Annotated in this window: 20 protein-coding genes; 11 read left to right on the plus strand and 9 right to left on the minus strand. The window is 72.2% G+C overall.

All coding sequences use genetic code 11. The features are described from left to right. Positions 1-70 precede the first annotated feature (70 nt). Positions 71-1150: an Lrp/AsnC family transcriptional regulator gene (locus BCD49_RS29370; protein ID WP_007515470.1), complete on the minus strand. Its 1080-nt coding sequence runs from the start codon at positions 1148-1150 to the stop codon at positions 71-73. 146 nt (positions 1151-1296) lie between these two features. On the opposite strand from BCD49_RS29370, the gene BCD49_RS29375 reads away from it, so the two are divergent. From BCD49_RS29375 to BCD49_RS29385, 3 genes are all read left to right on the plus strand, one after another. Further along, on the plus strand, positions 1297-2895 hold the full coding sequence (locus tag BCD49_RS29375; RefSeq protein ID WP_083401765.1) for an MFS transporter: 1599 nt from the start codon (positions 1297-1299) through the stop codon (positions 2893-2895). A gap of 247 nt (positions 2896-3142) precedes the next feature. Next, the gene (locus tag BCD49_RS29380; RefSeq protein ID WP_071042133.1) at positions 3143-4021 is read left to right on the plus strand and encodes a TIGR03619 family F420-dependent LLM class oxidoreductase; all 879 of its coding nucleotides are present in this window, start codon (positions 3143-3145) and stop codon (positions 4019-4021) included. 34 nt (positions 4022-4055) lie between these two features. Next, the gene (locus tag BCD49_RS29385) at positions 4056-4559 is read left to right on the plus strand and encodes a nuclear transport factor 2 family protein (protein ID WP_007515473.1); all 504 of its coding nucleotides are present in this window, start codon (positions 4056-4058) and stop codon (positions 4557-4559) included. Between the two features lie 42 nt (positions 4560-4601). Here the strand turns inward: BCD49_RS29385 and BCD49_RS29390 are convergent, their stop codons facing one another. From BCD49_RS29390 to BCD49_RS29405, 4 genes are read right to left on the minus strand one after another with little or no spacing between them, the layout of a single operon-like run. Then, entirely contained in the window at positions 4602-5363 is a 762-nt protein-coding gene (locus BCD49_RS29390; RefSeq protein ID WP_007515474.1) for a GntR family transcriptional regulator, read from the minus strand. A 44-nt stretch (positions 5364-5407) separates the two neighbouring features. Next, entirely contained in the window at positions 5408-6190 is a 783-nt protein-coding gene (fabG, locus tag BCD49_RS29395; protein ID WP_007515475.1) for a 3-oxoacyl-ACP reductase FabG, read from the minus strand. After that, a complete protein-coding gene (locus BCD49_RS29400) occupies positions 6191-7288 on the minus strand; it encodes a phosphotransferase (protein ID WP_007515476.1) in 1098 nt (365 codons plus the stop codon). It abuts the gene before it with no gap. Between the two features lie 14 nt (positions 7289-7302). Further along, positions 7303-8592, minus strand: a complete 1290-nt coding sequence (locus tag BCD49_RS29405; RefSeq protein ID WP_071042144.1) for a class-III pyridoxal-phosphate-dependent aminotransferase — start codon at positions 8590-8592, stop codon at positions 7303-7305. Positions 8593-8920: 328 nt separating this feature from the next. Between BCD49_RS29405 and BCD49_RS29410 the strand changes: the two genes are divergently transcribed. From BCD49_RS29410 to eutC, 3 genes are all read left to right on the plus strand, one after another. Continuing rightward, entirely contained in the window at positions 8921-10555 is a 1635-nt protein-coding gene (locus BCD49_RS29410; protein ID WP_007515478.1) for an APC family permease, read from the plus strand. 196 nt (positions 10556-10751) lie between these two features. Then, a complete protein-coding gene (eutB, locus tag BCD49_RS29415; RefSeq protein WP_071042134.1) occupies positions 10752-12194 on the plus strand; it encodes an ethanolamine ammonia-lyase subunit EutB in 1443 nt (480 codons plus the stop codon). A gap of 5 nt (positions 12195-12199) precedes the next feature. Beyond that, positions 12200-13129 carry an ethanolamine ammonia-lyase subunit EutC gene (gene eutC, locus BCD49_RS29420; protein ID WP_241832421.1) on the plus strand — a complete coding sequence of 310 codons (930 nt, stop codon included), beginning with the start codon at positions 12200-12202 and terminating at the stop codon, positions 13127-13129. A gap of 293 nt (positions 13130-13422) precedes the next feature. Here the strand turns inward: eutC and BCD49_RS29425 are convergent, their stop codons facing one another. Then, positions 13423-14331 (minus strand): hypothetical protein, encoded by a 909-nt coding sequence (locus BCD49_RS29425; RefSeq protein WP_007515481.1) that lies wholly within the window; start codon positions 14329-14331, stop codon positions 13423-13425. 469 nt (positions 14332-14800) lie between these two features. Between BCD49_RS29425 and BCD49_RS29430 the strand changes: the two genes are divergently transcribed. The 4 genes from BCD49_RS29430 (at position 14801) to BCD49_RS29445 (ending at position 20507) form a co-directional block, all read left to right on the plus strand. Next, on the plus strand, positions 14801-15667 hold the full coding sequence (locus BCD49_RS29430) for an ABC transporter substrate-binding protein (RefSeq protein WP_027140480.1): 867 nt from the start codon (positions 14801-14803) through the stop codon (positions 15665-15667). A 121-nt stretch (positions 15668-15788) separates the two neighbouring features. Then, complete coding sequence (locus BCD49_RS29435; protein WP_027140479.1) at positions 15789-16664, plus strand: amino acid ABC transporter permease; 876 nt, start codon at positions 15789-15791, stop codon at positions 16662-16664. Further along, positions 16657-17460, plus strand: coding sequence for an amino acid ABC transporter ATP-binding protein (locus tag BCD49_RS29440; protein ID WP_007515486.1), 804 nt, complete (start codon positions 16657-16659; stop codon positions 17458-17460). Before BCD49_RS29435 ends, BCD49_RS29440 begins: the two co-directional genes overlap by 8 nt. A 263-nt stretch (positions 17461-17723) precedes the next feature. Further along, positions 17724-20507, plus strand: a complete 2784-nt coding sequence (locus BCD49_RS29445) for a LuxR C-terminal-related transcriptional regulator (protein ID WP_071042135.1) — start codon at positions 17724-17726, stop codon at positions 20505-20507. Here BCD49_RS29445 and BCD49_RS29450 read toward each other — a convergent pair. Continuing rightward, entirely contained in the window at positions 20455-20877 is a 423-nt protein-coding gene (locus tag BCD49_RS29450; protein ID WP_007515488.1) for a globin domain-containing protein, read from the minus strand. The two genes, BCD49_RS29445 and BCD49_RS29450, sit on opposite strands and share 53 nt — an antisense overlap. Before the next feature lie 243 nt (positions 20878-21120). Between BCD49_RS29450 and BCD49_RS29460 the strand changes: the two genes are divergently transcribed. After that, the gene (locus BCD49_RS29460; RefSeq protein ID WP_007515489.1) at positions 21121-22050 is read left to right on the plus strand and encodes a hypothetical protein; all 930 of its coding nucleotides are present in this window, start codon (positions 21121-21123) and stop codon (positions 22048-22050) included. A gap of 43 nt (positions 22051-22093) precedes the next feature. On the opposite strand, the gene BCD49_RS29465 is transcribed toward BCD49_RS29460, so the two are convergent. After that, the gene (locus tag BCD49_RS29465; protein ID WP_007515490.1) at positions 22094-26188 is read right to left on the minus strand and encodes an ABC transporter ATP-binding protein; all 4095 of its coding nucleotides are present in this window, start codon (positions 26186-26188) and stop codon (positions 22094-22096) included. Continuing rightward, positions 26185-26709 carry a MarR family winged helix-turn-helix transcriptional regulator gene (locus tag BCD49_RS29470; RefSeq protein WP_007515491.1) on the minus strand — a complete coding sequence of 175 codons (525 nt, stop codon included), beginning with the start codon at positions 26707-26709 and terminating at the stop codon, positions 26185-26187. The genes BCD49_RS29465 and BCD49_RS29470 overlap by 4 nt, the downstream gene beginning before the upstream one ends. Between the last annotated feature and the right edge of the window lie 108 nt (positions 26710-26817).

The following is a 26817-nucleotide window of genomic DNA, read 5'->3' on the forward strand; positions in this document are numbered from 1 at the left end:
GCGACGTCAGGAAGTCGCCCTCCCGCCCGGGTCTCGCACCGCGCGGCCCGGGTGGTGCGACGAGGGATGTCTAGGCGCCGGCGGAACGGGATCGGCCGGTGGCCGCCGGGGGATCGAGGAGGCGGCCGTCGTCGTTCCAGGCCCCGGCCTGCTTGACCGTGCGGAACACCGGCGAGGTCTCCAGGGTCTGCACGCCGTCGAGCGGGCCGACGCGGTGGGTGGTGAAGGCGTAAAGGTCGGCCAGGTCACGGCAGACGACCGCGGCCACGAGGTTGTGCGGGCCGGACAGGGCTGCGGCGAACGCGACCTCCGGCAGCTCGGCGAGCGCCTGCCCCGTCTTGTGCAGCCGCGCCGGGCTGACCCGCATGTACAGGTGGGCCTTCACGCCGTGGCCCAGGGCAGGCATGGCCAGGTCCATGTCGATGATCACCATGCCGCTCTGCAGGAGCGCGGCGAGCCGGCGGGTCACGCGGCCCTCGCTGATCCCCGCCGCGGCGGCCAGCTCGGCGTAGCTGGCGCGGCCGTCGCGGGCCAGCACATCGGCGATCGCGTCGTCGACCGGGTCCAGCGGCCGGGTCCCGCCCGTCTCGACGGTCGCCAGCGGGGTCGCGGCGGCGCGCAGCGCGGCGGTCTCGTCGGCGCTCAGGTGACCGGCGAGCCCGCCCCAGTCGTCGGAGTGCTGGCCGACGAAGGTGTGCAGCACGACGGAGGCCTCGACGTTCAGGACGTGGGTCGCTCGCGGCAGCCGGCGGGTCAGCAGGGTGTCGCGCGGCTCGGCCGACAGGGACCGCATGCAGAACGCCACCTCGGATCCCGCCGACGCCAGGACCACCCACACGATGTCGTCGCGCCGCGCGAGGGCCGCGGCCAGCGCCTCGGCGCCGTCGGGCCGGCAGTGCACCCGGATGTTCCACGGATGCTCGCCGGCCGTGGCCGGGTTGACGACGCCGAAGATCCGCAGGACGCCGTCCCGGCGCAGCGTCCCATAGCGCCGGGCGACCGTGCGTTCGGGCAGGCCGAGCACCGCGGCGATCCGCGCGAAGTGGGCCCGCGGCGCCAGCTGCAGGGCGCGGATGATCCGCAGGTCGTCCGGATCGGTCACCACGTTCCGGGCCCGCGAGGTGTCGGATTCCCGCAGTGCCGTCGCCATCACGGATGGAAATCTACACCGCGCCCCAGCAGCGGGGCCTCCGTTCGACGACCTTCGGCAGAGTGGGGCACCGGCGGCGCGGGACGTCCCGCCGTCGAGGTCGCCCAGGTTGCGAGGCGCGCCCGGTCGGAGATGGGTGAGGGTCGATGGAACGTAGATGGTGGACGCTGGTCGCGGTGCTGGCGGCGACGTTCATGCTGCTGCTCGACATCACGATCGTCGTGGTGGCGCTGCCCGACATCCAGCGGGAGCTGCACACCAGCTTCAGCGACGTGCAGTGGGTGGTCGACGCCTACGCCCTCACCCTCGCGGCGCTGCTGCTGACGTCCGGCTCGCTGGCCGACCGGTACGGCCGCCGGCGGCTGTTCCTCATCGGGCTGGGGATCTTCACCGCCGGCTCCGCGTTGTGCGCGGCCGCGCAGACGCCGATGATGCTCATCATCTCCCGCGCGCTGCAGGGCGTCGGCGGGGCGATCATGTTCGCCACCTCGCTCGCGCTGCTCGCCATGAACTTCCACGGCCGGGAGCGCGGCGTCGCGTTCGGCGCGTGGGGCGCGGTCGCCGGCGTCTCGACGGCGCTCGGCCCCATCCTCGGCGGCMTGATCACCAGCGGGGTCAGCTGGCGCGGCATCTTCTGGGTGAACCTGCCGATCGGGGTGGCCGCCATCGCGATCACCCTGCGGAAGGTGGCCGAGTCACGCGCCCCGCAGTCCCACCGGCCGGACTGGGCCGGGTTCGCGACGCTCACATCCGGGCTGGTCGCGCTCGTCTACGGGCTGATCCGGGCCAGCGAGGACGGCTGGGGCGACGGCGGGGTGATCKTCTGCTTCGTCCTGGCGGCGCTGCTCCTCGTCGCGTTCGTCGTCGCAGAGACACGGGTGGCGCACCCGATGTTCGACCTGTCGCTGCTGCGGATCCCGACGTTCCTCGGCGGCTCCGTCGCCGCGTTCGCGATGAACGGATCGCTGTACGCGATGCTGCTCTACCTGACGGTCTACCTGCAGAACGACCTGGGCTACTCCGCGCTGCAGGCCGGCGTGCGCCTACTGATCCTGTCCGCCACCGCGATGGTCGTCTCCACCATCGCCGGCCGGCTCTCGACGTTCGTGCCGGTCCGCTGGCTCATCGGCCCCGGCCTCGCCCTCGTCGGCGTCGGGCTGCTGCTGATGGCGGGCCTCACCGCCGACTCCAGCTGGACCCACCTGATCCCCGGCTTCGTCGTCGCCGGCGCCGGGTCCGGGCTGGTGAACCCGCCGCTGGCCTCCACCGCGGTCGGCGTCGTGCACCCGTTCCGCTCCGGCATGGCCTCGGGCGTCAACACCACGTTCCGCCAGGTCGGCATCGCGGTCGGCACCGCCGCCTACGGCTCGATCTTCACGGCCCGGCTCGCGCACGGCCTGGGCGACCGCCTCGCCGGCACCCCGGAGCTGGCCGGGCGCGAGAGCCAGATCGCCGACGCGGTGCACGGCGGTGCCGCGGGCCAGGCGATCGGCGCCGCGCCGGCCGCGGTCCGGGGCACCCTCACCGAGGCGATCCACGCCAGCTTCGCCGGCGCGCTGAACGACCTGTTCGTCACCGCCGGCATCCTCGGGCTCGTCGGCGGCGCGCTCGCCCTCGTCCTCATCCGCGGCAAGGACTTCGCCGCCGTCCCCCAGCAGGTCCCGCCGACGGGCGCCGCGCCCGACGCCCGCTTGGCCCAGGCCCCAGCCGCGGCGACGCCCGAGTCCRCCAGCCCCGCGGCGTAGCCCCACGCGCACGGTTGCATCCGGCGAAGCCCGGCGATCTTGACGGCAGATCGTCCGGCGCGGAGACCTCGCGGACGCCGGACGGGGCCCCCGACGGGGTCAGTCCGGCGACGGGAAGGCTCGATCGCGGGAAACCTCGCGGCCAAGATCGATGGGTCTGGCTGGATGCGATCGGGTCCGCGCGCACGCCGGCAGGTAAGTGCGCACTCATTTACTTCAAGGCTGGGCCGCGTTAGGTTTCGTCTCCATGACGAAGTTCGGTCTTCTCACCCCCGTTCTGTCTCTTGTGCCGGGAGCGCATGCCGACTGGGAGCGGGACGGCGGGATCGATGACGTGCGCAGGATCGCCGAGGCGGCGGACAGCCTCGGCTACGACTACCTCACCTGCAGCGAGCACGTCGCCATTCCCGCGGAGGGGGCGAGTATGCCCGGGCCCCGCTACTGGGACCCGCTCGCCACGTTCGGCTACCTGGCCGCCCACACCACGCGCATTCGGTTCACGACCTCGGTGCTGGTGCTCGGCTACCATCACCCGCTTGACATCGCGAAGCGGTACGGGACCCTCGATCGCATCTGCGGTKGGCGGCTCAACCTCGGTCTCGGCGTCGGCTATCTGGAACCCGAGTTCCGCCTGTTGGGTCTGCCGTTCGAAGGCCGCGGCGCCCGCGCCGACGACGCGATCCGAGCGCTGCGGGCCTCCTTCGGCCGGCGTCACCCGTCCTATGCCGGTCCCTGCTATCAGTTCGACGAGATGATTGTCGATCCTTTCGGCGTGCAGACCGACATCCCGATGTGGATCGGCGGACGCACGCCGCGCTCGCTGCGCCGCGCCGTGGCGCTGGGCGACGGCTGGTATCCCTTCGCCGTCTCACCCCGGACAGCGGCGGAGTGGCTGGCCACAGCGGCCAAGACGGATGACTGGCGGCGACGCGAGCGACCCCTCGACGTGATCCTCGGCCCGCCGCGCCCGATCGACCCCCTGGGAAAGCCGGACGAGGCGAGCGGCGCCGTGCACGCGCTGCTCGACGCCGGCGCCACCACGATCTCGCTCCGGTTCGTCCACCACTCGCTCGACCACTATCTGGAGCAACTCGAAGCGATGCACACGGTCATGGCCACGCTCTGACAGCCACCACCGACCCGAACACCTTGGAGCCCACGTGGACCCACAGCAACTCTCGGACCTCTACGAGATCCAGCGGCTGAAGGCGCGGTACTTCCGATTCATGGACCTACGGATTTGGGACGAGTTTCGCGATGTCTTCACCGACGACCTCGAGCTCTATATCGAGCACACGACGACGCCGCAGGCCACCGAGCCGACGATTAAAGGCGCCGACACGCTCGTGGCCTACCTGGCGGCCTCGGACCCACGCAAGGTCACGGTCCACCACGGACACATGCCCGACATCGAGTTCCTCGACGAGAACAACGCGACCGGAATCTGGGCCATGTTCGACTGGGTCGACGACCCGGGACGCGGTTTCGCGTCGCAGGGCTACGGACACTATCACGAGCGCTACGTTCGCTGCCCGGACGGCAAATGGCGCATCTCGTCGGTGCGGCTGACCCGAATCCGCTCCAATTCCGTCCCGCACCAGGAGTCCGATCTCGAAGCCACACTCGACAGCGAAACCCTGGCCGCCGTGTCGCCACAGCAATAACGGAGGATCATCCGGCGGGCGGGGCAGTCGCGTCGTCACCGGTCAGCGGGTGGTGGCGACCGTGGCGCCGGCGGACCTTACGACAATGCGGATGCGGTCGGCGCGGAAGAGGTCGTGCGAGTGCTCGAACGGCTCGCCCGCCGGGTCGTAGGTCGTGCGTTGCAGGGCGAGCAGCGCGGCCCCGACGGTGGTGCGCAGCAACGCGGCCTCCTCGTCGCCCGCGACGACCACCTCGATCTGTTCGACCGCCTCGCCCGGGCGGACGCCGTACTCGTCGGCGAACAGCTCGTAGAGGGAGCCGGACAGCGGCCGGTTGAACAACCCCGGGAAGCGGCGGGCGGGGAAGCAGGCGTTCTCCAGGGAGATCGGCCCGCCGTCGGCGAGGCGGATCCGCACGATCCGCGCGACCGGGTCGCCGGGGGTGAGCGCCAGCGCCGCCGCGACGGCCTCGTCGGCGGGCTCCAGGGCCGCGCTCACCACCTGCGAGCCGGCGGTGAAGCCCTGGGTACGCAACAGCTCGGGGACGCCGACGATGCGGGACAGGTCCCGTTCGACCTTGCGGGGCGCGACGAAGGTGCCGCCGCCCCGGCCGCGGACCCGCAGGATGACGCCCTCCCGCTCCAGCGCCGTCAGCGCCTGGCGCAGGGTCGCGCGGCTGACGCCGAGCGCGGCGGCGAGGTCGCGTTCGCCACCGATGCGCTCCCCGGGGCCGCGGGTCCCGTCGACGACCAGCTGGCGCAGCCGGCGCCGTACGTCGGCCGCGGTCGGACCGAGCGAACCGGACTGGTCGAGCTGGAGTGCCACCGCTCCAGTCTGGCCGACAGGGGCCGCGTCGCCCGAGGATGGGCTCAGATCTCTTCCAGGGCGGCGGGCGACTCGGGAAGGATCTGGCCGCCGTCGACCACGAGGGACTGACCGGTGATGTACGCGGCCTCGTCGGTGGCGAGGAACAGGGCCGCGTGGCCGATCTCGTCGACCTCGCCGAGGCGCCGCATCGGGATGGCTGCCTCCATCGAGCGCAGGTAGTCCTCGCCGAGGTCGGCCAGGCCCTCCGTGACGATGTTGCCGGGGAGGATCGCGTTGACGGTGATCTTGTGCGGGGCGAGCTCGATCGCGGCCGTCCGCATGAAGCCGAGCATGGCTGCCTTCGACGCGCCGTAGTGCGACCAGCCGGGATACCCGGTGTGCGGGCCGGTGATCGACGACGTGAGGAGCACCCGGCCGTGKCCGGACGCCTTCAGCGCCGGCAGGAACGCCTGGACGGTGAGGATCGCTCCCTTGACGTTCGTGCCGAGCATCTCGTCGATGTCGCCCTCGGTCATCGTCGCCAGCGGGGCGCTCGGGAAGATGCCGGCATTGGCGCAGACGACGTCGACGCTGCCGTGGCGCTCCAGCACCTCGGCGGCCAGCCGCGCGGTGTCGGCGGCCGACGCCACGTCCGCGGCGACGAACGAGACCGTGCCGCTGGCCGTCTTGGCGAGCTCGGCCGCCGCCGCCTCGGCGACGGTGGCGTCCCGGCCGGTGATGACGACGTTCGCGCCGGCCCCGGCGAACACCCGGGCGATGCCCTTCCCGATTCCCCGGGTGCCACCGGTGACGACGACCGTGCGTCCCTCGACGGGCGTGAACATCTAGGCGATCCCCTTGGGCAGCAGAGTTCCGGTGAGGTAGCGGTCGGCGAGGTCGAGGCTCGCGTGGGCGAACGCCGTGACGTCGTCGACGGCGTCGGCGTGCGGGTGGGTGCCCAGCCACGCGGTCAGCTGCAGCCGGCGCAGCAGGACGAACGTCGACACCATGGCCACGTCGTCGGCCGTCAGCGGGACGTGGCGGCGGTAGGCCGCGAGCCACGCGGCGACCAGGTCGGGCATCGCCGGATGGTGCTCGATGAACGACAGCGCCGCGGCGAGGTCAAACAGGTACCAGCTGAATCCGCAGTCGTCGAAGTCGATGACGGTGATCGCGTCGTCGGCGGTGACCATGAGGTTCGCCAGCCGCATGTCGGCATGGATCAGGCCGTACCTGTCCGGGCCGGCGCCGAACTGGTCGACCAGTCCCTCGACGGTCACGGCGGCTCGGGTCATCAGCTCACGCTCGGCCGCGGGCGCGCCGGCCCGGGACGGCCGGGCGTCGCCACCGCCGGCGAGCGCCCAGGCCAGGCCGCTGCGCCAGTCGCCCCAGCGGCCGTCCGGGCCGATGGTCGTCGGCAGGCTCCACTCGAACCGGGCGAAGCCCGGCGGCCGGCCCCAGCCGCGGGCATGCAGCTGCATCCGGCCTGCGATGTCGCCCAGGGTGGCGAAGGAAGCGACCAGTTCGGCGGTGTCGTCCGGCTCCGGCGGCCGGCCGTCGACCCAGGCGAACAGCACCGCCTGCCGGTCACCGACGCCCGGCGGGCGCACCGTGGTGAGCACCTCGCCGGCCCGGTTCGGGATCACCGGCGGGGTCCGCACGACGCCGTCGGCACGCAGCGCCGCGACCCAGGCCAGCTCGCCGTGGATCTCGGCCGGCCCGTGGTAGCCGGGGCGGTGCAGCCGAAGCGCGAACCGCCGCCCGCTCGCCGGGTCGTCGACCCGGTAGGTGGCGTTCTCCGACAGGTTCAGCAGCGACACCTCCGGGCGCGCGCCGAGGTCGTAGGCGGCCAGCACCTCCGGCAGCAGCGCCTCCAGCGCCTCCAGCTCGCCGGTGACGGAGACGTCCGCCGCGGTGTCCCCGGCGGCCGCCGGATCGGTCATCGTCATCTACTCGGTCACCTGCTCACGGTGGCCTGGTCGGGTGCCAGGTCCACTCCGGACAGCGCGTCCTGGTGCGCCAGCCGGACCGCCGTGGCCGTGCGTTCGAGCAGGTCGGCCGCCAGCTCGTCGGACAGCAGCAGGCCCGGCTTGAACTGCAGCACCCGCGGGTCGAGGGCGGAGAATATCGCCCAGACGCCGTGCTCGTAGAGACGGCGGGAGACGAACCGGGCACCCTGCGGGTGGTCGAAGCGCAGACCGATGACCAGGCCGTCCTGGCGGATCTCGACCAGCCAGTCCGGGTTGTCCGCGGCGATGCCGGTGAGGCCCTCGGTGAACGTCTTGATCAGCGTGTCGACCCGGTCCCGCGTCGCCGGCCGCTGGGTGATCTCCAGGGTGCGCAGGGCGACCACGCAGCCCAGGTCCGAGCCGCCGAACGTGGAGATGTGCGCGAAGCCGTCCTCCTCCAGCCAGCCGGCGGCGGCCGGGCCGAGGATCGTCGCCGCCACCGGGTAGATCCCGCCTGAGAGGCCCTTGCCGGTCACCAGGATGTCGGGCGTGACGCCGTGCTTGGTGATGCCCCACAGCTCGCCGGTGCGGCCGAGGCCCGTCTGCACCTCGTCCGCGACGTAGAGCGTGCCGGCGTCGGCGCACAGCTTGGCGACGGCGGCGAGGTAGCCGGGCTCGGGCATGACGAAACCGGAGGTAGCCGGAATCGTCTCCAGCAGCACCGCGGCGACGTCGCCCCCGGCCAGCGCGGCCGCCATCGCGTCGAGATCGTTGAACGGGACCCGGATGACCTCATCGGGGCGGCCGGCGAGGAAGCGCTCGGCGTAGCGGTCGTCGCCGGTGGCGACGGCGAGGCCGGTGTGGCCGTGGAACGCGCCGATCGCGGACACGATCTTGCGGCGGCCGGTCGCGTAGCGGGCGGACTTCAGCGCGATGTCGACCGCCTCGCCGCCGCCGCTGCCGAACGTGACCTTGCCGTCCGGGATCGGCCCGGAGGTGACCAGCGCCTCGGACAGCGCCGCACGGCCGAGCGCGGCGAAGTGGTGGTTGCCGATGTCGAGGTGCGCGAGCGCGGCGACGAGCGTCGCGACGACCTCGGGGTTGCGATGGCCGAGGTTGTAGGTGCCGCCGTTGAGGTGGACGTCGACGAGGGTGTTGCCGTCGAGGTCGTGCAGCAGGTAGYCCGCGCGCTCGCCGATCACGAGCGGGGTGCCGGCGTCGGTCCAGAACCTCGTCTTGCTCGGGTTCCAGTAGCGCTCGCTCGCGGCGAGCACATCCACCTTCGGGGTGGCCAGCAGCCGGTCGACGAGATCGTCACGGGCCGCGCCAGGGGCGGTCGCGGCGGCCCCGCTGACGGGACCGCCGAGGGGGTTGCTGGCGGGATCACTGGGGTCCGCGGCGGTGCCCGCGGCGCTGTCACGGTTGCCCACGGGTCGACCGTAGCGTGGCCCCGGGCCAGTGGTCTGGTAAAGGTACGTACCGTTTACGTTTCCGCCACGTTGTGGCCTGTTTCGGCGTGTGAAAAGGTCTGGCCCCGCCTTGTGGCGCCCCCTGTTCAGGGGCCACGATCGCCCCGATACGCGCCAGCCGCCGCAGCGGCCGCGCACAGCGGGAGGTAGCCACAAGGTGAGCGTGCAGAGTGAGGCCGCGGCTCCAGTAGCCGCCGCCGGCACCAGCGGCGTGCAGCGGCTCAGGCCGGGCACGGTCGGTCTCTTCGGGGTCCTGTTCATGGTGACGGCCAACGCCGCACCGATCACCGCGATGACCGGCAACCTGCCGATCGCCGTCGGTTACGGCGACGGCATCCACGGCCCGGCGGCGTTCCTGGTCGCCACCATCATTCTGACGATCTTCTCCGTCGGGTACGTCGCGATGACGAAACACATCACCGCGACGGGCGCGTTCTACGGCTTCATCTCCCAGGGCCTCGGCCAGGCCGCCGGCATGGCCTCCGGCTTCCTCGCGACGATGTGCTACATCGTCTTCGAGGGCTCGCTGATCGGCATCCTCTCGTCGTTCGCGAAGACGACGATGGAGACGGTGTTCAGCGCGCCGTCGGTCTCCTGGGTCTGGTACGCACTGGTCAGCATCGCGGTCATCGCGGTGCTCGGCTACTTCAACATCGCGATCTCCGGCAAGATCCTGGGCGTCTTCCTCGTCACCGAGGTCATCCTGCTGCTGGTCATGTCGTTCGGCGTGCTCTTCACCGGTGGCGGCCCCGACGGCCTGCTCCCCGACGCCATCAACCCGGTCGGCGCGTTCAAGTCGGTGCCCGCCAGCTCCGACGGCGCCATCGTCGGCGTCGCCGGCCTCGGCATCTTCTTCGCCCTGTGGTCCTGGGTCGGCTTCGAGACGACCGCGGTCTACGGCGAGGAGTCGAGGGACCCGAAGAAGATCGTCCCCCGGGCGACGATGATCGCCGTCATCGGCCTCGGCGTCTTCTACACGTTCGTCTCCTGGATGGCGGTCGCGTACTCCGGCAAGACCGGCGCCGTCGACGTCTCCCGCACGGACGCGTTCTCGCTGTTCTACACGCCCACCGGCGACCTGCTCGGTTCGTTCTTCGTCGACCTCTACAAGGTCATGACGGTGACCGGCTCGTTCGCCTGCGCGCTGGCGTTCCACAACGCCGCCTCGCGCTACCTGTACGCGATCGGCCGGGAGGGCCTGTCGAGCGGGCTGACGAAGTCGCTCGGCGCGTCCCACAAGAAGCACGGCTCGCCGCACGTCTCCTCGGTCGTCCAGACCGCGATCACCCTCGTCATCGTGCTGCTGTTCTACTTCCTGCAGAAGCCGACCGACACGGTCTCGGACGTCCCGTACGTGTACCTGTACGGCCTGATGGCGATTCTCGGCACGATGGCGCTGCTGTTCGTGCAGTCCATCTCGTCGATCGCCGTCATCGGCTACTTCCACGTCCGCAAGATGCACCCGGAGACGGCCTCCTGGTGGCGGACGCTGGTCGCGCCGATCCTCGGCGCCGCCCTGCAGATCTACGTCATCATCCTGCTGTTCCAGAACCTCGACTTCGCCGCCGGCGCCGCCTCCGACAGCCCGGTGTTCAAGGCATCGCCGTATATCGCGCTCGGCGTGTTCGTGATCGGTCTCGCGGTGGCGCTCGGGATCCGGTTCCGGAACCCGGAGAAGTACGCGACGATCGGGCGGATGGTCATGGAGGAAAGCCACGAGCGGGAGCCCGAGGGCGCCCTGCCACCGGCCGGCGCCATCCCCGCCCAGCCCGCCGGCGAGGCAGCCGTCTAGCCAGGTCCATCCCGGGCGCAGGGTCCCGACACGCGGTTCCGGCTCGGCCGGCGCCCGCCACGATCTCGTTGGGGGCGCCAGCCGAGCCGGGCCGCGTCGGACTACTGCCGACATCCCGCTCCCAGGACGAAGCGGAACGACGAGGCGAGACAGTGCCGCGACGGCAGGGCGTGGCGGCAAGAAAGGTGGGCGGCCGATGACGTTCCGGGCGACGGTACGGGGCACCAGCTACGTCTTCCCCGACCTCGCGGCGCTGCTCGCGAGCGCGAACGAGGAGAAGTCCGGCGACCAGCTCGCCGGGATCGCCGCTGGCTCCGCCACCGAGCGGGTCGCGGCGAAGCTCGCGCTCGCCGACGTGCGCCTGGGCGACATTCTCGCCACCCCGCTGCTCGACGACGCCGTCACCGAGCTCATCCTGCGCGAGCACGATGTCGCGGCGTTCGCCGACGCGGGGCTCGCGAGCCGCACCGTCGGGGAGTTCCGCGAGCTGGTCCTCTCCCCCGGCTTCGCCGACGCGTGGTCGGCCGGCGGGTTCGCGAGCGCCATCACCCCGGAGATGGCGGCGGCCGTCGCGAAACTCATGAGCGACAAGGACCTCATCGTCGGCGCGAAGCCGCTGCGCACCGTCACCCGCTGCCGCAACACCATGGGCGAGGCGGGCGTGCTGGGCGTGCGCGTCCAGCCGAACCATCCGACCGACGACGTCGAGGGCATTCTTCTTTCCGCGCTCGACGGCATTCTCTACGGCTGCGGCGACGCCGTCCTCGGCGTCAATCCGGTGAACGAGTCCGTCGCCAGTGTCGGCGCGGTGCTGCACGGCCTGCAGAGCCTGATCCGCCGGCTCTCGCTGCCCACGCAGACCTGCGTGCTCGCCCACATCACCACCCAGCTCGCGGYGCTCGCCACCGGCGCGCCCGTCGACCTGCTGTTCCAGTCGATCGCCGGGACGGAGGCGGCGAACCGCTCGTTCGGGATCAGCCTGGAGATGCTCGCCGAGGGCCGGGAGGCGGTGCTCGCGCACCACCGCGACCGGTCCGGCGAGTTCGTCGGCGACAACGTCATGTACTTCGAGACCGGACAGGGCAGCGCCCTTTCCGCCGACGCGCACGGCGGCCTCGACCAGCTCACCGTGGAGGCCCGGGCGCACGGCGTCGCCCGCGCCTACCAGCCTTTCCTGGTGAACTCCGTCGTCGGGTTCATCGGGCCGGAGTACCTCGCCGACGCCCGCCAGATCACTCGCGCCGGCCTGGAGGACCATTTCATCGGAAAGCTGCTCGGCCTGCCGATGGGCATCGACGTCTGCTACACCAACCACGTCGACGCCGACCAGAACACCAACGACGACCTGCTCGTCCTGCTGGTCGCCGCCGGCTGCAACTTCGTGATGGGCGTTCCGGGCGCGGACGACGTGATGCTCTCCTACCAGTCGACGAGCTACCACGACGCGGCCGGCATGCGTGACCTTTTCGGCCTGTCCGCGACGCCGGAGTACACCGCCTGGCTGCACGACCGCGGCCTGGTTCGGGGTGGCCGCCTCGCCGATCCCGACCCGGACGTCGCCGCCGCGCTGCTCGCCGGCCTCGACAAGGCCGTCCTCGACGTCCCCGCCCCCACCCGCGCGCTGACCAGCGGCCGGTGACCACGATGCCCGAACCGATAGCCGTACCCGAACCCATGGCCGTACCCGAGCCCACGGCCATGCCCGAGCCCACGGCCGGAGCCGGCCCGACGACCTCGGCTTCCGCCTCCGCCTCCGCCGGCGGTGGTTCCGCGGAACCACCCATCCCGCCCACGGTCACCGGCCGCCCGAACCCCGGCCCGGCCGCCTTCGAGAGCCGGGTGCGGGCGGTGACCCCGGCCAGGCTGTTCCTCGGCCGTTCGGGCACGTCGCTGCGTACCGCCGACCAGCTCGCGCTGCGCGCCGACCACGCCGCCGCCCAGGACGCCGTCCACGCCGCGCTCGACCTGGAGACCGGCCCGCTCGCCTCGCTGGTCGGCCGGTTCGGCCTGTTCGCCGTCGGCTCGGCCGCGCCCGACCGGGCGACCTACCTGCGCCGGCCCGACCTCGGCCGGCGGCTGTCCCCCGAGGGCCGCGCCCAGGTCGCCCGCCGGTGCCCGCCCGGCGCCGACCTGCAGGTCGTCATCGGCGACGGCCTGTCCGTCGCGGCCGTGGACGCCCAGGTCCCCGCCCTGCTACCGGCCCTGCTCGACGCTGCCCGCGAGGCCGAATGGAGCGTGGGTCAGGTCTTCGCCGTCCGCAACGCCCGCGTCGGCCTGCTCAACGAGATCGGCGAGCTTCTGGACCCGGCCGTGGTCGTGCTCCTCATCGGCGAACGCCCCGGCCTGGTCACCGCCGAGAGCCTGAGCGCCTACCTGGCCTGGCGCCCGCGCGCGAGCCACACCGACGCCGACCGCAACCTGATCTCCAACATCCACACCCGCGGCGTCGGCATTCCTCAGGCCGTCACCCGGATCCTCGCCCTGGCCACGGCGATGCGCGCCACAGGTACCTCAGGCGTCCTCGTCAAGGAAGACCCCAGCACCCCGGCTGCCCTCCCCACGGGACCACGTTGAATAGCTCATGACGTCTTCGATGCTGGTCGCGTTCAATGCCCGACGCAGCCACGCGGCAAGCTCATAGAGATCGCCACATTCACTAATCCGGTCGAGGTCAGCCGCCGGCACCGGAAATTCCCGAACCGCGAGCGCATCCAGAACCGCCGCGGACAGAAGGTCAAGCTGCCCCTCCTTTCTGTCTTCTGCCCGGCCCGGCCCGGCCCGTGAGCCAGCCGCGGCTCCATCCCCGCGCGAAGCCGTCGAAGTAGGTTTCCTGAAGGGAATTGTCGTCGAGCCCGGACCGCCCGTCGCTAGAGCTCAACACGCCCCACCTCGGGGCTCGGCTCGCCGACGACGTCTTCGGCGCTGATAGCGGTCAGAGCCCGGTCCAGCCAGGTGTCCAGCAGGTCGAGATCGGCGCAGGCGCGGATCTGCTCCTCCACCGCGGCCGGAACGGGGACACCGCGCCGGCTCAGGACCCTCAGCACGGAGTCGGCCTTGCCCTCGGCCTTGCCCTCGGTCTTGCCCCTCGCCTCGAGCTCGCGGAAGAGCTCGCTGCGGTACTCGGAGTCGACCACGGTCATATGTTCCTCCCATAGGTCCCGCGCTGCCTTCGACAGCGCGACCAGCAACATGTCACAGATCTTGCGGGAGACCTCCTGGTCAGCGTGGTGCATCCCGTCGTACAGCGCGGCGAACGCGGGTACGAGCGTCGCCGGGTCGTCGCCGCCGTGGCAGATCAACGACAGCGCGGCCAGCGAGAGATTCGCCCTGGCCTGCGCCGAGTCCTCCACCAAAGGCAGGTCGTCCAGGCTCAGGAGACAGGGCCACAGCCGCACGCTGAACCTGTCCGTACCGGCCATGCCGCGGTATCTCTCGGCGTCTCCGGCCTCCGGGCAGAAGACCGCGAGGAGCACGCCGACGTCCAGCTCCTGCTCGAGGGAGGTCGCGTAGTACTTCCACGCCCGCCATTTGCCCGGCACCCATCGGCGCTGCACCTCGATGACGAGGGCGTACACCCGCTTGCCGGCGCGGGTGAACACCAGGGTGTTGTCAGCGTGGTAGCTGGTCGGTGCGAGCTTCTGGAACGTCGCGGGGCCCCGGTGGGCGTCATCGTGCCTCGGCAGGCCGATGTGGAACGTTCGGTCCAGCAACGCCGCCGTCGCGTCCGGAAAGGCGGCGAAGGCCGCCACCGCCGATTCGTGCTCACCACTCGGCATAGCTCGCTCATCCCTGTCGGGTCAGTCAGTGACTGACCCGACAGTACCGGACTGATCGAGAAAGGGCCAACGGGACATTCCGGCGGCGCGTGTCCAGGCGGCGCGGCCGACTCGGCGGGATGCCCTGGCTCGCGTCGCCGCCTCGGCGGCCCGATCAGCCGAACAGTCTGCCGGTCGTGGTTGCGACGACTGGGCATGTTCTGTCCGAGGTGGCGCTAGTCTGGCGGCATGGTGGCGGGGTGGGCGCTGACGCGGCGGTGGCACGTGGATGTCGCGCTGACCGCGTCCTGTCTCTGTTAGAGCGCGCCCGACCACCCGAGTAGGCCGTCCGCCGTGCCGGCGGACCGCCCATTCCCCCATCCGTGACGCCAAGGCGGGACAGCGTCGTCTCGCGCGATCTCTCGGTCGTCTCGCGCGATGTCTCGATTCCGTTCTCCGCTCGGAAGGCAGTTGCATGCACCGCCCTTGGATGACGCGCCCTCGCCGGCTCGCCACGCTCGCCGTCGCGGCCACGGCTGCCGCCGCGCTCACGCTGTCCGCCTGCGCGTCCGATGACAGCTCGGACGCGGCGGCCTCGCCGTCGCCGGGCGCGACCGGCATCGCCGCGCTGCACCTCGTGACGCCCGGGCAGCTGACGATCGGCACCGACTCCCCCGCCTACGACCCCTGGTTCTCGAACAACGACCCGAAGAACGGCCTGGGCTTCGAGAGCGCGGTCGCCTACGCGGTCGCCGGGCAGCTGGGCTTCACCAAGGATCAGGTGAAGTGGGTCACCGAGCCGTTCGACAAGTCGTTCGCGCCCGGCGCGAAGGACTTCGACTTCGACATCAACCAGATCTCCATCACCGACGAGCGCAAGCAGGCCGTCGACTTCAGCGACGGCTACTACACCGTCGCGCAGGCGATCGTCTCGCTGAAGTCCAGCAAGATCGCCGGAGCGAAGTCCCTCGCCGACCTCAAGGACGCCAAGCTCGGCGCCCCCGTCGGTACGACGAGCCTCGACGCCATCAACCAGCTCGTGAAGCCGTCGTCGCCGGCGGCCGTCTTCAACACCGTCAACGACGCGAAGAGCGCATTGGAGAACGGCCAGATCGACGGCATCGTCGTCGACCTGCCGACCGGCTTCTACCTGACCGCGGCGGAGATCGAGAACTCGGTCATCGTCGGCCAGTTCCCGTCGACTGGTGCGCCCGAGCAGTTCGGCCTGCTGTTCGAGAAGGGCAACCCGCTGGTCAAGGACGTCAACGCGGCGCTGGCGAAGCTGTCCTCCGGCGGCGAGCTGGCCAAGCTCGCCGACCAGTACCTGGCCGCGGCCGGCGCGCCGGTCCTGAAGTAACGACGACGAGTAACGGCGATCGGATAGCTGTTTTTCGGTGAGCGTCGTCGAATCACGCCCCGGCCCGGACCCGGAGCCCCCACGCCGGGGGCCCGGGGCCGGGCGACGCGGGCGCGGCAACCTGTCGAGGTCCGCCTCGCCGGCGGCGGGCGGCTGGGTCGTGAGTGACCGACAGCTGGCCCGCGAGCGGTACCGGCGGCGGGCGCGGCGCAGGTCCGTGCTGGTCGCCGCGGTCAGCACGCTCGCGGTGGCGGCGGTGGCCGTCGTCGCCGTCGGCGGCAGCTCGGGCTGGCCGCTGGTCCGGCAGCGGTTCTTCTCCGCCTCGGAGATGGCCGACGCCTGGCCGGCGGTCGCCCACGGCCTGCTCGTCAACCTGAAGCTGTTCGTGCTGTGCGCGGCGGCCGCCGGAGTGTGCGGACTGTTGCTGGCGCTGCTGCGCACCCTTTCCGGTCCGGTGTTCTTTCCCGTACGGTTTCTCGTCGCCGCCTACACCGACCTCTTCCGCGGGCTGCCGGTGATCCTCGTGCTGTATCTGGTCGGCTTCGGCCTGCCCGCGCTGCGGCTGAAGGGAATGCCCCGCGACCCGGTGGTGCTCGGCGGGATAGCGCTGGTGCTCACCTACTCCGCGTATGTCGCCGAGGTGATCCGGGCGGGCATCGAGTCGGTGCATCCCAGCCAGGTCGCCGCCGGCCGGTCGCTCGGGCTGACCTACGCGAAGACGATGCGGTTCGTCGTGCTGCCGCAGGCGCTGCGCCGGGTCGTGCCGCCGCTGCTCAACGACGCGATCAGCCTGCAGAAGGACTCCGGCCTGGTGTCCGTCCTCGGCGTGGTGGACGCGGTGCGGGCGGCGCAGATCGCCACCTCCACCCATTTCAACTACTCGCCCTATGTCCTCGCCGGCCTGCTGTTCCTCGCGGTCACGATTCCGCTGACCCGCGTCACCGACCACCTGGCGGCCCGCTCCGCCCGCCGCCGAGGAGCCGACCACCGTGGCTGAGCCGACGGCCGGACCGACCACGAAGCCGCCCGAGAAGCCGAGCCCCGGCGCGGCCCCTGACACACCGGTGCTGTCCGTACGCGGGCTGCGCAAGGCCTACGGCGCGACGGTCGTGCTGCGCGACATCAGCTTCGACCTGTTCCCCGGCCAGGCGGTCGTGCTGATCGGCGGCAGCGGCTCGGGCAAGTCCACGCTGCTGCGCTGCCTGAACCTGCTGGAGACCGTCGACGACGGCGACATCCACCTGACCGGCGAGGAGATCACGGACCCGCGGGCCAACGTCGACCGAGTGCGCCGCCGGATCGGCGTCGTCTTCCAGGCGTACAACCTGTTCCCGCACATGACCGTGCTGGACAACGTCACCCTCGCCCCGGTCCAGGTCCACCGCCGGCCTCGGGCGCAGGCGCGCGAACGCGCCCGCGAGCTGCTCACCCGCATCGGGCTGGCCGACAAGCTCGACGTCTACCCGGACCGGCTCTCCGGCGGCCAGCAGCAGCGCCTCGCGATCGTCCGCGCGCTGGCCACCGACCCCACGCTGCTGCTGCTCGACGAGATCACCTCCGCGCTCGACCCCGAGCTGGTCGGCGAGGTCCTCGGCCTCGTCGGCGAGCTGAAACGCGACGGTGTCCCGATGGTGATCGCCACCCACGAGATGGCCTTCGCCCGCGAGATCGCCGACGAGGTCCTCTTCCTGGACGCCGGCGCCGTCGCCGAACGCGGCACCCCCGCCCAGGTCCTCGACGACCCGACCGAGCCCCGCACCCGCCAGTTCCTCTCCCGCCTCTGGGCCCGCTGAGCCCTCCGAACAACCAATCGGCCAACCGCCCGCCGGGAATTTCCCCGGTGCGACGAGGCGACAATCTTCGCGGTTGTTCGACGCGAATCCGATCGTCCGGATGCCGGGTTGGATGAGTTTCGTCGGCCGGACCTGTCGGGGGCTTGTCATTGCTCCGCCTACGGCTGCTCACTACCGTGAGCCAGGTGATCGGAAGCATCGGCGGTCGGTCATTTCCCGGTACGGAAGACAGGACCGATCGGGCCGCCGATCGTTGGCCGTTCGTGGGCCGTCATGACGAACGTGAACTCTTCACCGCCGCGCTCACCGGGGCCGGCTGGCGCGGAATGCTCGTCTGTGGCCCGGCGGGTGTGGGCAAGACCCGGTTGGCCGACGAGTGCACGGCGGCCGCCGAGGCGGCAGGACGGGTGACGATCCGGGCGAAAGGCAGCGCGACCGCCAGCGCCGTGCCACTCGGCGCTCTGGCGCATCTGCTTCCGACAGGGGTGGCCGACGGCCGACGCCAGCTCGACCCGCCCGCCGGCTGGGCCTCGGCGGTGGAAGCCTTCCGCTCCCGCGGCAATGACGAGCGGCCGGTGTTGTTGGTTGACGACCTGCATTTCCTGGATGCCGCGTCCGCGATCCTGCTCGCACAGCTCGTCGAAGCCAATGCGGTGTTCCTGATCGGGACGGTGCGGTCGGACAGACCGCTGGCCGACGTGCTCGCGGGGCTGTGGAGCAGCGAGCAGGTGCTGCGCGTCGACCTCACCGACTTTTCTCGGGACGCCATGGACACCCTGCTGCACATGGTTCTCGGCGGGCCGGTGGATGCGAGCACCGCCGCCGACATCTGGTCGGTGGCGCTCGGGAACATGCTGTTCTCCCGCGAGCTGGTGCTCGGCGCGCAGGCGTCGGGAACCCTGGTACAGCACGGTGGGGTGTGGCGGTTGACCGGGCCGCTGACGAGCACGACGCGGCTGGCGGAGCTGATCGGGAGCCGGCTGGACGGGGTGGCCGGATCCGCGGTGACGGCGTTGGAACTGCTCGCGTTGGCGGAACCGGTCGGGGTGAGCGATCTCGAGGAGGAGGCCGGGGCGGCGGACGTGGAGGCGCTGGAGCGGACCGGGCTGCTGGTGGTGCGGGTCGACGGCCGACGGCACGAGGCCGTGCTCGCTCATCCGCTGTACGGCGAGGTGCTGCGCGACCGCATGCCTCGGCTGACCCGGCGGCGCCTGCTGCGCCGCCACGCGGAACGGGTGGAGCGGTACGGCGCACGCCGCGGGCAGGATCCGCTCCGGATCGCGTCCTGGCGGCTCGACGCCGACGGCACCGCGGATCCGGAGCTGCTCGTCGCGGGGGCGAGGCTGGCCCGTTTCGGTCATGACTTCCGGCAGGCGGAACGTCTCGCCCGGGCGGCACTGCTCGAGCACGGCGAACGGGTCGGACCGATCGAGGCGCAGGCGCAGGCGTATCTGTTGCTCGGCGAGGCGCTGAGTGAGCTGGGATCCGCGGCCGAGGCGGAAACGGTGCTGGCCGCCGCCCAGTCGGGCGTGGTGGCTGAACGGGACGTGGTGCGCGTCGTCGCGGCAAGGACCCAGAACCTGCTCACGGGCCTGCTGCGACCAGCCGTGGCGATCGAGGTCAACCGGGCCGCCAGGTGCGGCCTGCGCGACGCCGCCGGACGCGCCGAGCTGCTCGCCGGTGAGGCCCGAGCCCTGGTGACGGCCGGTCGACCCGGCGAGGCGTTGCGCGTGGTGGAGCTGCTCGCGGGCGACGCCGAGCCGCGCACCCGGGTCCTGCGGGCACTCGCCGAGGCACCGGCACTGGCCATGACGGGTCGGTGCGAGCAGGCCGTCGCCGTCGCCGGGCGCGGCTTCGCCGACCACGCCGAGCTCGGCGACGACGTCGCCATTCCGCATCCGGGAACGCACCTGGTCTGCCAGGTGTACGCGTTGGCGGAATCGGGCCGGCTCGCCGAGGCGACCGAGGTGGCCCGCACCGGCTACGAGCTGGCCACCCGGGACCGATCGCCGATCGGCCGGATCTGGTTCGCCCTGAACCGGGGCCGGTGCGCCCTGCTCGCGGGGGGCRCCGCGACCGCCTGGCGGTGGTTCGCCGAGGCCGACGCGCTGTGCTGCGACCATCCGTTCGTCGGCCCACGCCGGCTGGTGCTGGCCGGAGCGGCGGTCGCGGCGGCCTGGCTCGGCGACGAACCGGCCGCCCGGGCTGCCGTCGACGACCTCGATGCCCTGGAGTTCGCCGGCCACCTGGCTGTGGACCAGGAGATCGGCCGCGCGTGGGCCGCGGTGGCCCGCGGCGACCTCGCGCAGGCGCGCCGGGTGCTGCTGGCCGCGGCGGACCGGGCGGCCGGCACTGGTCACCACACCTCCGAGGCCTGGCTGCTGCACGACGCGGCCCGGCTCGGGGACGCGGCCCGGGTGCACGGCCGGCTGCGGGAACTGGCCGACGGCGGCGAGGGGGCGTTCGGCCCCGCCTACGCCGTCCACGCCCGCGGCGCCGCGACCCACGACCCGGCACTGCTGACCGAGGCGGCCGACCGGTTCGAGGCGATCGGCGCGCTCCTTTACGCCGCCGAGGCCGCTACCGCCGCCTCTCATGCCTACCTGCGCCTCGGCGAGCCACGTGCCGCCGTCGCGAACCGCGCCCGCGCGGCCCTGCTCGCTGGCAGGTGCGAAGGCGCTCGTACCCCGGGTCTGGTGGCCACGCTGGCGGTCGAACCGCTGACGCCACGGGAGCGGGAGATCGCCATGCTCGCCTCGCGCGGACAGAGCAGCCGTCAGATCGCCGGCCACCTGTTCGTTTCCACGCGCACCGTCGACAATCATCTGCGGAACGTCTACGGCAAACTCGGAATTGCCGGCCGACGCGAACTCGCGGCGGAGCTGGGCCGAACGGCGGGAAACCCCGGTGCGGACGACGGTCAGCCGCCGGCGGTGATTTCGTCGGCCGGTTCCATAGCCGGTTCCGCGGCAGGCTTCGTTGCCGGTCCGCCGGTCACTGCGTCCGCACCGCGTCGGCGGCGCCCATCAACAGCGCCTCCGCGGTGACGTCGTAGGCCAGCCGCCAGGCCTTTTCGAGCTCACTGTTCCACCGCTCTCCCAGCGCCTCGGCGAGCGTGCCCAACAGCGCCGTCCCGGCGATGCGATAGTGCACCGGGCGCACCCCGTACCCTTTGTGCCGCACACCGAGCGGTCGAGCGCGCCCCAGAAAGACGTCGTGCCGCCGGATCGAGAAGATGATCTGCTCGAGCTCCGTGACGAACCTGGCCCGCTGTGCCGCCAGATCGGTGCCGAACATTCCGACGAGGGTCGGGTCCGCGGCGAACAGGCGCCGGTAGAACCCCGCGGCGACGCCGTCCAGCCCGGGTGCGACGAACGTCCAGGACTCCTCGACCAGCGTGACCTGCTCGGGGGTCATGGCGGTCCCTTCACCGGCGCGGCGTCGACCCGTCCACCGTAGCGGCCTCCGACCCGGTGCGACCGAACACGGCTGGTCAGGCAGCCGTCAGACGGATCTGAGTAGTCGCTACTCAGCGGCATTCGACGGCCGGTCCACAGCATGGACGTCGACGGACCGCCGGTGAGGCAGATGAAACCGACCGGCGACACGCCGCGCGCCGGCGGTCCGCATCCAGGTATTCGTCCACCGAGGAGACCCGACATGGAACCAAATCCGACGGCTACCGCAGAGCCGCGCAGGCCGCGCAGGCCGCGCAAGGGAATTCTGGCCAGGGCGATCGTGGTGCTGGCCATACCCGCAATGCTCGCCGGGATACTCGCCGACTCCGCCTCGGCCGTTCCCGGCCTGGTCCACGTCACCGCGGTCGACACCCTCGCCGATGCCAACCGTGAACACAGGGACATTCACGCGACCGCGAACTGCCCTCCGGGCAAGCAGGTGCTCGGCGCGGGGGCAGAGGCCAAGGGCGCGCCCGGGCAGGTCCTCCTCGAGGAGATCAAACCCCTGCCCTCGGGCTTGGGTGCAACCACCAGCGCGACGCCCAGGGACGGCAGCAAGACCGCCCAGTGGTCGGTGACCGCGTACGCGATCTGCGCGGACCCGCTGCCGAACCTCCACCTGGTCGAGAATGTCAATGACAGCCACTTCGAAGACAAGTCCGTCACCGCGACGTGTCCGCCCGGGCAGAGGGTCGTCGGCGGCGGTGCCTCGATCGACATCAGCTGGTCAGTGGTGATCATCGATCAGATCACGCCGGACCCAGGCCTCACCAGTGTGACGGCGCACGCGAGCTCGGGCCCGCTGGGATATAACCTCCAGTGGCACCTCTCCGCGTACGCCCTGTGCGCCGACGCGCCCCCTGGCCTCGAGCTGCGCACGGCGGCGCCGCTCGAGGTCCCCGCCGGGTCCGCCAACGCCTCCGCCACCAACGCCGTGGGCTGCTCGCCGGGCAAGCAGGTACTCGGTTCCTTTGGCTCGATCGTCGGCGGCGACCGTCGGGTCTTGTTGACCAAGGTCGCGCCGCTGGCCAACCAGCGGGTTTCCGAGTTCGGCGCGAGCAACCTCAGAGGTTCGGCCGGGGTCGGACCTGCCTGGTCGGTCATCGCGCAGGCGGTCTGCGCCGATATCTGAACCGCGGCACCACCGACCGCGGTTGAAAGGCAGAGCTCACCGCTCAGTCGGCCGCCGCCGCCGTCGAGGTGGCGGTGGCCGGCGTGGTGACCAGCTCGAAGGTGCGCCACATGGCGGCGTAGCGGCCGCCGGCGGCGAGGAGCTCGTCGTGGGTGCCGGTCTCGGCGATCCGGCCGCGGTCGAGGACGACGATGCGGTCGGCGCCGCGGGCCGTCTGCAGGCGGTGGGCGATGAGGATCGTCGTGCGCGCCCGGGAGATTCGCTGCATCGCCGCCGCCACCCGGGCCTCCGTCGCCAGGTCGAGGTTGGACGTCGCCTCGTCGAGCAGGAGGACGGCCGGGTCGACCAGCTCGGCGCGGGCCAGGGCGATGAGCTGACGCTGTCCGGCGGACAGCGACCGGCCGCGTTCGGCCACCTCGTGCAGGTAGCCGCCGGGCAGGGCGGCGACGAAGTCGTGCGCGCCGACGGCCCGCGCCGCCGCCTCCACCTCGGCGTCCGTCGCGCCGGGACGGCCGTAGGCGATGTTGTCCCGGATGGTGCCGGTGAACAGGAACGCCTCCTGCGGCACGTAGCCGAGCTGCTGGCGGAACCCCGTCAGGTCGAAGGCACGCAGGTCCTGGCCGTCGACACGGACCGCGCCGGCGTCCGGGTCGTAGAACCGGGCCAGCAGCTTCATCACCGTCGACTTGCCGGCGCCGGTCTCCCCGACGAGCGCGACCGTCTCCCCGGCGCGCACCCGCAGGTCGACCCCGCGCAACGCCTCCGGCGGCTTCGCCGCCCGCGCCGCCGCCGCGGCCGCCATCGTCCGCGGATCCTTCCCCGCGACGGTGATCCGGGCCTCGGCCCAGCCACGGTCACTGCCGCGACCGCGGGAGGCGGCGAGCCCGGCCGCGACCGACGCCGACGCGGCGGACACCGGGCCGGTGGGGTAGGCGAACCGGACGTCGTCGAGCACCAGCTCGCCGCGCAGCCGGCCGGCGGCGAGCGGCTCGGCCGACGGCGGGGTCAGCGTCTCCAGCCGCATCAGCTCGGCGATCCGCCCGACCGACACCCTGGTCTGCTGCCAGGCGTCGAACACCTGGGACAGCTGCTGGATCGGCGAGAAGAACATGTCGATGTAGAGGAGGAACGCGATAAGCGCGCCGGCGGTCAGCTGGCCGTGCGCGATCAGCGCCGAGCCCGCGCCGAGCACGATCGCGTCCGCGACCGCCGACAGGAACTGCACGAACGGGAAGTAGGTCGCGACCACCCGCTGCGCGGCGACCCGGGAGTCCAGGTACGCCCGGCCGAGGTCGTGGAAGTGCCGGGCGGTGCGGGCCTCGTGGACGAACGCCTGCGCCTCGCGCACCCCGGAGATGCTCTCCTGGAAGTCCGCGTTGACGATCGCGATCCGTTCCCGGGACAGCTCGTACAGCTTCGCCGCCCGGCTGCGGAACGGCACGGTCGCCACCACCAGCGGGACCACCACCGTCAGCGTCAGCAGGCCGAGCTCGAGGTTTATCAGCAGCAGCGCGACGCCGACGCCGACGAAGGTCACGAACGCGACCAGTGCCGAGAGCAGGCCGTTCTCGATGAGCGACTCGAACTGGTCGACGTCGGTCGTCATCCTGGTCATGATCCGGCCGGACATCTCGCGTTCGTAGTAGTCGAGCGAGAGCCGCTGCAGCTGCGCGAAGATCCGGATCCGCAGCGAGAGCATGATGCGCTCGGCGACCCTCCCGGTCACGAACGTCTCGCCCACCTGGTTGACCCAGTCGACGAGCGTCAGCGCCAGGAACACCAGGGACGCCACCCACACCACCGCGGTCGTCCCGTCGGTGACGCCCCGGTCGATGCCGGTCTTCACCAGCGTCGGGCCGGCCAGCCCCACGGCCGCGTCGATGACGACCAGCAGCAGGCCGAAGGACAGCGGCCGGCGGAAGCGGCGCAGGAGCCCCGGCAGGCTGAACCGCGGCTCGGGCCGGCTCTCGACGGCAAGGTCGATGTCCGCCTTGTCGCGGACCGGCGGTAGCGCGGCGACCCGCGCCAGCAGCTCAGGGGTGGGCGCCAGGTTCAGCCGCCAGGTGCCACCGCCGACCCCGCCGCCACGCGCGGCCCCACCGCCGAGCCCAGCGCCGAGGGTGGCCACGCCCACTCCCTGAGCCTGGCCGCCACCGGCGCGTTCCGCCGCCTGCCTCGCCCTGGCCGCGTCCCACGCCTCGGCCGTCGTGGCGGGCTGCCCGCCCGCCGCTTCGGCGATCTCGGCGAAGGCCTCGGCGCTGTCGCCGAGCTGGGCGGCGAGCGCCGGGTCAAGACCGGAGAGCAACGCGCGGTAGGTGGCGCTGCGCTCCGTCAGCTCCTCGTGGGTGCCCGACTCGACGACCCGGCCCTCGTCCAGGACGACGATCCGATCCGCCAGGTGCAGCGTGGACATCCGGTGGGCGACCAGCAGCGTCGTCCGGCCGGCCAGGACGTCGCGCAGCGCGTCGTGGATCGCCTCCTCGGTGCGGGCGTCGACGGCGCTGGTCGCGTCGTCGAGGACGAGGACGCGCGGGTCGGCGAGGATCGCGCGGGCGAGCGCGACCCGCTGGCGCTGCCCCCCGGACAGCGAAAGCCCGCGCTCGCCGACGACGGTGTCGTAGCCGAGCGGAAGGCCGACAATGAACTCGTGCGCGCCGGCGGCCCGCGCCGCCTCCTCGATCTCCTCCTGGGAGACCTCCATCCCGGCGTCGAGGCCGGCCCGGCCGTAGGCGATGTTGGCGCGGACGGTGTCGGAGAACAGGAAGCTCTCCTCGAAGGCGAACCCGACCTGGCGGCGCAGGGACGCGAGCCGCACGTCGCGCAGGTCGTGGCCGTCGATGGTCACCCGCCCGGAGCTCGGGTCGTGGAAGCGGCCGAGCAGGGCCGCCGCCGTCGACTTGCCGCTGCCGCTCGGGCCGATGATCGCCACCCGCTCGCCGGCGGCGATGCGCAGGTCGAAGCCGCGCAGCACCGGCGCGCCGCCCGGGTAGGAGAAGTCGACGTCCTCGAAGGCGATCTCGCCGCGCAGGCCGCCGTCCGCGGACAGGTCGACGGCGCCGGGCTTGTCGGCGATCGCGGGCGGCAGGTCGAGGAGCTGGAAGATCCGCTCGCAGCCGGCGCGGGCCTGCTGGCCCATGGTGAGCACGCCGGCGAGCTGGCGGGCGGGGGCGGTGAACTGGGCGACGTAGGTGGAGAACGCGAGGAACGTGCCGATCGTGATCGAGCCGCGGACGGCCAGCCAGCCGCCCAGGGCGAGGATCGCGACCTGGGCGAGGGCCGGGACCGCCTCCAACAGCGGGCCGTACCGGGAGCGCAGCCGCACCGCGCGCATCTTCGTGCCGTAGAGCGTGCCGGTCGCGTCCGCGAGCCGGCGCAGCTCCCGCTCCTCCTGACCGAACGCCTTGACGACCCGGACGCCGTTGACATCCTCGTCGACGATCTGCGCCACGTCGCCCTCGCGCTGCTGGGCGTCCCAGCTCGCCGGGAACACCCGGACGCGCAGCCGGTAGGAGACGGCGACCAGCGCCGGCGCGACCACCAGGCCGACGACCGCCAGGCTCGGGGCCAGCACGAACATGACGACCAGCGCGGCGACCATCATCAGCAGGTTGCCGGTGAGCAGCGGCAGGAACATCAGCAGCCCCTGCACCAGCGCCGAGTCCGAGTTCGCCCTGGCCACCAGCTGGCCGGTCGGCATCCGGCTCAGGTTGTCCTGGTCCATCGTCAGCAGGTGGTCGTGCATGGCGTTGCGCAGGTCGTACTGGACCAGCAGCGCCGCCCTGCCGCCGTGGTAGCGGCGCAGGTGGGCGAAGCCGAAGCTCGCCACCGCCGCCAGCAGCAGGAGCAGCAGCCACGGCCACAGCGCCGCGTCACGCCGAATGATGACGCCGTCGACGATCTGACGCCCGATCAGCGGGACGACAGCCTGCGACGCGCTGCCGAGCAGCGAGCCGAGCAGCGCCAGCACGACCGCGCCCTTGTGCCGCAGCAGCCACCCCGCCAGCCGCCGGATCCAGCCCCGCCCACCTGGCGACTGCCCGTCCGGTACCTGCCCGTCCGGGAGCACGCCGTCCGGGGAACGGTCATCCGGAGACTGGTCATCCGGGGATGGCGCCGGGGCAGGCGGGGGCATGGTCATCGGCGTTCCTTCGCGGCTGCCCGGTTGGCGAGGTAGGCGGCGAGGTGATCGGCGAGGTAGTCGTTGACCGCCCCGTCGAGCTCGGCGAGCGCCCGCGCCATCGCGGCGGGGTCGGGGGCACGGGCGGCGATCCGGTCGAGCCGGTCGAGCATGGCCCCCTCGGCCAGGTCGAGCGCGGCCCGGCCCTGGTCGGTCAGCCGCAGGGCGGCGGCGCGCTGGTCGTCATCGACCGTCCCGCGGGTGAGCAGGCCGCGCTGGCGCAGCGACTCGACGGTCGCGCTGATGGCCGGCTTGCCGAGCGCGAGCCGGGTGGCGATCCGCGACGCCCGCTCGTCGCCCGCGGCGACGGCGGCCAGGACCCGGTACTGCGCCAGGCTCAGCTCGTCCGACGCCCGCTCGAGCACCCTGGCCACGCTCACGAGCGCGCGGATGGCCTCGACAGGTACCCGAACGTCGGCGCGCCGGACATCGGCCGGCTCGACGGCAGCGTCCGGCGCCGCGGCGTCGGTGGGCGTCTCCATGCGCCCGACGCTATCAAATTAGTTCGACTAACGAACCACCTTCACCCGGGCGACCTCCTCGGAGCTCCACCACGAAGAGTGCTCCGTCGCACACGGCTGAGCGGGCCC

The organism is Pseudofrankia sp. EUN1h, assembly GCF_001854645.1.
GTDB lineage: Bacteria > Actinomycetota > Actinomycetes > Frankiales > Frankiaceae > Pseudofrankia > Pseudofrankia saprophytica.

Coding starts and splice junctions, on each gene's coding strand:
- BCD49_RS29370 (WP_007515470.1), bottom strand. CDS start 1,150: ATGGCGACGGCACTGCGGGAATCCGACACCTCGCGGGCCCGGAACGTG.
- BCD49_RS29400 (WP_007515476.1), bottom strand. CDS start 7,288: ATGACCGATCCGGCGGCCGCCGGGGACACCGCGGCGGACGTCTCCGTC.
- eutC (WP_241832421.1), top strand. CDS start 12,200: ATGCCCGAACCGATAGCCGTACCCGAACCCATGGCCGTACCCGAGCCC.
- BCD49_RS29425 (WP_007515481.1), bottom strand. CDS start 14,331: ATGCCGAGTGGTGAGCACGAATCGGCGGTGGCGGCCTTCGCCGCCTTT.
- BCD49_RS29430 (WP_027140480.1), top strand. CDS start 14,801: ATGACGCGCCCTCGCCGGCTCGCCACGCTCGCCGTCGCGGCCACGGCT.
- BCD49_RS29450 (WP_007515488.1), bottom strand. CDS start 20,877: ATGACCCCCGAGCAGGTCACGCTGGTCGAGGAGTCCTGGACGTTCGTC.
- BCD49_RS29460 (WP_007515489.1), top strand. CDS start 21,121: ATGGAACCAAATCCGACGGCTACCGCAGAGCCGCGCAGGCCGCGCAGG.
- BCD49_RS29465 (WP_007515490.1), bottom strand. CDS start 26,188: ATGACCATGCCCCCGCCTGCCCCGGCGCCATCCCCGGATGACCAGTCT.
- BCD49_RS29470 (WP_007515491.1), bottom strand. CDS start 26,709: ATGGAGACGCCCACCGACGCCGCGGCGCCGGACGCTGCCGTCGAGCCG.